Source organism: Endozoicomonas sp. (assembly GCF_031844845.1).
In the GTDB taxonomy this organism is placed as follows: Bacteria; Pseudomonadota; Gammaproteobacteria; order Pseudomonadales; family Endozoicomonadaceae; genus Endozoicomonas.
The window spans coordinates 1-3,895 of record NZ_JAVRMB020000346.1; the positions used below are offsets into that span (position 1 = coordinate 1).

Annotated in this window: 3 protein-coding genes; 2 read left to right on the forward strand and 1 reads right to left on the reverse strand. The window is 41.5% G+C overall.

All coding sequences use genetic code 11. The annotated features are described in order from the left end of the window. Position 1 precedes the first annotated feature (1 nt). Positions 2-148, forward strand: a complete 147-nt coding sequence (locus RM811_RS19110) for a DUF411 domain-containing protein (RefSeq protein WP_402527422.1) — start codon at positions 2-4, stop codon at positions 146-148. A gap of 123 nt (positions 149-271) precedes the next feature. On the opposite strand, the gene RM811_RS19115 is transcribed toward RM811_RS19110, so the two are convergent. Continuing rightward, positions 272-2,371, reverse strand: a complete 2,100-nt coding sequence (locus tag RM811_RS19115; RefSeq protein WP_402527420.1) for a hypothetical protein — start codon at positions 2,369-2,371, stop codon at positions 272-274. Positions 2,372-2,941: 570 nt separating this feature from the next. Between RM811_RS19115 and RM811_RS19120 the strand changes: the two genes are divergently transcribed. Continuing rightward, positions 2,942-3,685, forward strand: a complete 744-nt coding sequence (locus tag RM811_RS19120) for an HAD-IA family hydrolase (protein ID WP_402527423.1) — start codon at positions 2,942-2,944, stop codon at positions 3,683-3,685. Positions 3,686-3,895: the final 210 nt, after the last annotated feature.

The window sequence follows — 3,895 nt, forward strand, 5'->3', positions numbered from 1 at the left end:
GCTGACGGAGAAGCCGGAAGTTCGCGGTATTGTGGTTTCTGGTATGCCTATGGGTTCACCGGGTATGGAGTACGGTGATCGTAAAGACGCCTATCAGACCATCGCCTATAAAAAAGATGGCAGTATGAGTGTATTTGCGTCTCACTGATTTTTTGTTCTCATGGGTAAGCCCAGACCCGGATATGTCATATATCCGGGCTGGTAGTTCAAGGTTTTGACTCTGGGTTTGAGTTCACATAATCAAACATTTTGCGAATATTCTGCTCAATGATTATCTGGTCTTGTTAGAAATTCCCTGTTTTCGTTTTTCTTCATAGCGCTGCTTCAAGAAATCAGGTGCGGGCTCAACAATAAAATCACCGGGTCTTTCTATATCTTTATGAGCCCGCCAATAGATCGGAACCGGAGCCTGTTCATCACTGATCGGTGATTGGACAACATATTTCTCTTTTCCATTTTTATCCATATATTTTAAAACATCCAGACTCTCAGTAGCTCCCGTTTTAATATTCCAGAACCCATATGCTTTATGTCTTGTTTTCTCAAGATTGTCAGGAAGATCAGGCACGATTTTGAACTCTGTTGGATGTCCTTTAATAGCCTTGTTTTCATCAAGGCGATGATTGGAAACCTTATAATCATCTGCTAATGAATCATCGGGTCTTTCTACAAATAGATCAGCCTCCCAATAGACCGGAGCCTGTTTATCACTGATCGGTGATTTCACAACATACGCTTCATCTTCATCTTCATCTTCAGCTATATATTTTAAAACATCCAGACTCTCAGCAGCTCCCGTTTCAGTATTCCAGAACCCGGATGCTTTAGCTCCTGTTTTTTCAAGATTTTCAGGGAGGTCTGACACTGTTTTGAACTCTGTTGGATGTCCTTTAATATGCTCGTTTTCATCAAGTCGATGGCGAGGGGAAACTTTATAATTCATCGCTAATTCAGGTTTGATCATTTTTACCTGGGCAACTATAGACGGATCTTTTATTGTATAGACATCATTGGAATGTTTTAATATGCATGATCCGGGAAATTCATTATGGAGGTAATGCTTAAATCTTTCCTCATCAGATATGTTGAGGAAACTCATTATCTCTTCTTTTTTTCCATATGCAGATAAATTCAGTAATGGTACGTTATTTTTTAATCGGAGTTTAATAAATACTGCTTCTGAAGCATGAAGTGCACGTTTTGAATATTGTATTGCTGATTCTTTTTCGGGAGTAAGATATAAACCATTGCCAAAAATATTAGCACCAAAATTAACGGTCTCAGGGTTGAAAATATCTTTGCCTTTTTTTATATTCCTTCTCTTTTCAGACTCGCCGATAAATGATCCACCTCTATAAAGGTATGTCTCAACTGGCCAGGTATTGCAATGATTATTCAGGTATTCATTCATTAGCCTGTCGTAATTTACGACTTTTTCGTATTCAAAAGCCAATTCAGAAATTTCAGAAAATTTATCTTCCAACTTCCCGAGAATCGGCGGGGCGTAACTCACCACTCCAAGACCCCGGGATCTTAAATCTAATAGTGTATGCTTTAAAGTATTTTCAAATTGCTCTGCGCTTAATGAATTTAAAGGTTTGCCTAGATAATAACCTCTAAAAAACATAAACGTGTGTAATGCGTGGAATATATCAGGATTTTTTTCAAAATTTATTTTTTTGATAATCTTTTTAGCCAAGAGATTCTGGTTATCTGTTAATTTTAATTCATCCAGTTTTGCAGTTTTTTGCTTGGGGTTAGCAGGGTTTTCCCAGAAATAGCTACTGCCAGTAATAGTCTGTAGTGATACGAGTAACTCTTTTTCCCTTTGTTCCAGATGTTTCTGAACATCCTGTAACTTTGTTTTCTTATCAGGAGTCTGTAATGAAAAACAGTCTTGTATTTTTTCATCAAGATTGGGGATTAGATATTGCTGTGAATAAACACCAGAAATGACTTTATATACGGATTTTCCATACTGATATAATTTCTTACGGGCTGCTTCTTCAATACTTATTTCACTGTTTTCTTCGTTTTCCGTAATGGCTGCTTTAATTTCATTTATCAGGCTATGGACTTTATTAAATGTAACCATCCTGTTCTCAATCATCCGATCCTTTAGTGCTTTACCAATAATGGATATATTGGTTTCTTCTGATATGGAAAGTGATGGAAGAGCACTAATAAGCTTTCCCATTAATTTTTCACGACAATCATCAGCTTCCAGTCTATCAGATTGGGCTACACAGACCAGCCTCCCATTCCTGATTTTACCTACTTCTTTTAACAGTTCAGGGGTTTCTTTTGTTGATGCTGTCAAACCAACAAAGCCATAAAATAAATCATTGATCAGTTCACTGTTTATGTCCATAAATTTCAAGCATCCTTTTTAAAGTGAATCCCACTGTTAAGACAATCAAACAAATAAGTTAAGTCCTGTTAGTGGTTGTAAGTAGTTAACTATTTGCTATCCCATATAGTCTTCGCCAAAAGCAAGCCTGCACCAGACCTGTAAGGCACTGTAATACATACGGCAAGGCAATAAACTAACCATTCGGCCAGGAATGTTTGATTTCATCTGGCCAGATACTTAAGACTCAGTATCAATATTGATAACCCATTGTATATTTTGGACAATCTGATTAAGGAATAGTTCAATCTCTTAAGGTTTCAGCCAGCTCTAACTCCTCGATAAATGGCTTATGCCGGGCAGGATCTACTTGCTGTGGCAACCTATAAGTCCCCATTTTCGGTTGCTGTTCTGAATGGATCAGGCATATGGAAAAGAGTGGCTTCCAGGTCGGTCTCAGGGGGTGTGGCAAAAGGGAGAACACGGTCTTGATGAAGGTCGATTCGCTTGCGCACCCGAAGGACTCAGGTCCTCGATCCCCCCTGAACGGGGAACCGACCGACACGGATCAGGAACAAGGTTTTGAGCTTTGTGACATCCTTTTTCCCTTGGGAACGCATCCGAACCGGCCAGGGAAATATTTCAAAGCCTGGTGTTGATGTCTATCATTCACTCTCTTCATCGGATTACGTCACAATACGCTTTTTTCAGTGGGCGAGCGCAATCTTTATGAAGGAAAAACTGACCGGTTACGATGCCATTATTTTTGATATGGATGGCACGTTGATTGACTCCATGCCCACCCACCTTGAGGCATGGCGACTGACCTCTGAGAAATATGGCTTTCCATTTGACCGTGAATGGCATCACTCTCTGGGTGGTATGTCTACAGAGAGAACCGCAGAACGGGTTAACCAGCGCTACAATTTATCGCTGGATTCTGCCGCTGTTGCCCAGAGCAAGCGGCTTCAGTGGGAAGCGATTTATGATGGACCGGTACTGATTGACGAAACCTATGGGGTATTTGTTGAATGTGAAGGTAACAAGAAGCTGGCTGTGGGTACCGGTGCTATTCGAGACCATGCAGAAGATCTATTGGCTGGAGTAGGGCTGCTTGATCGTTTGGATGCGCTGGTGACGGTCACGGATGTGGAGAATGGTAAACCTCATCCGGATACTTTTTTACAGGCGGCCAGCCTGGTGGGTGTTAACCCTGGGCGATGTCTTGTTTTCGAGGATACGGAACTTGGTCGTCACAAAACCGGGGTCAAAAACCGGGGTCAGGTCTTTCTTCTCAAAAACCGGGGTCAGGTCTTTCTTCTTGACGCTACTTAATCCGAAAACCGGGGTCAGGTCTTTCTTCTAAAACCGGGGTCATATATGGTCCGCCCCGCGATGCAAGGTAAAGTTTTCGATAATGACTAAAGAGTAATGCTTCCATATATCCGGCCTTGGGGTGAGGTCGCATTCGCCTCTGGCCCTGATGGAATCCGCTCACTCCCACCTCATCAGGTCTTCGGCCTCTATGGGCCCTAGACCCCAACA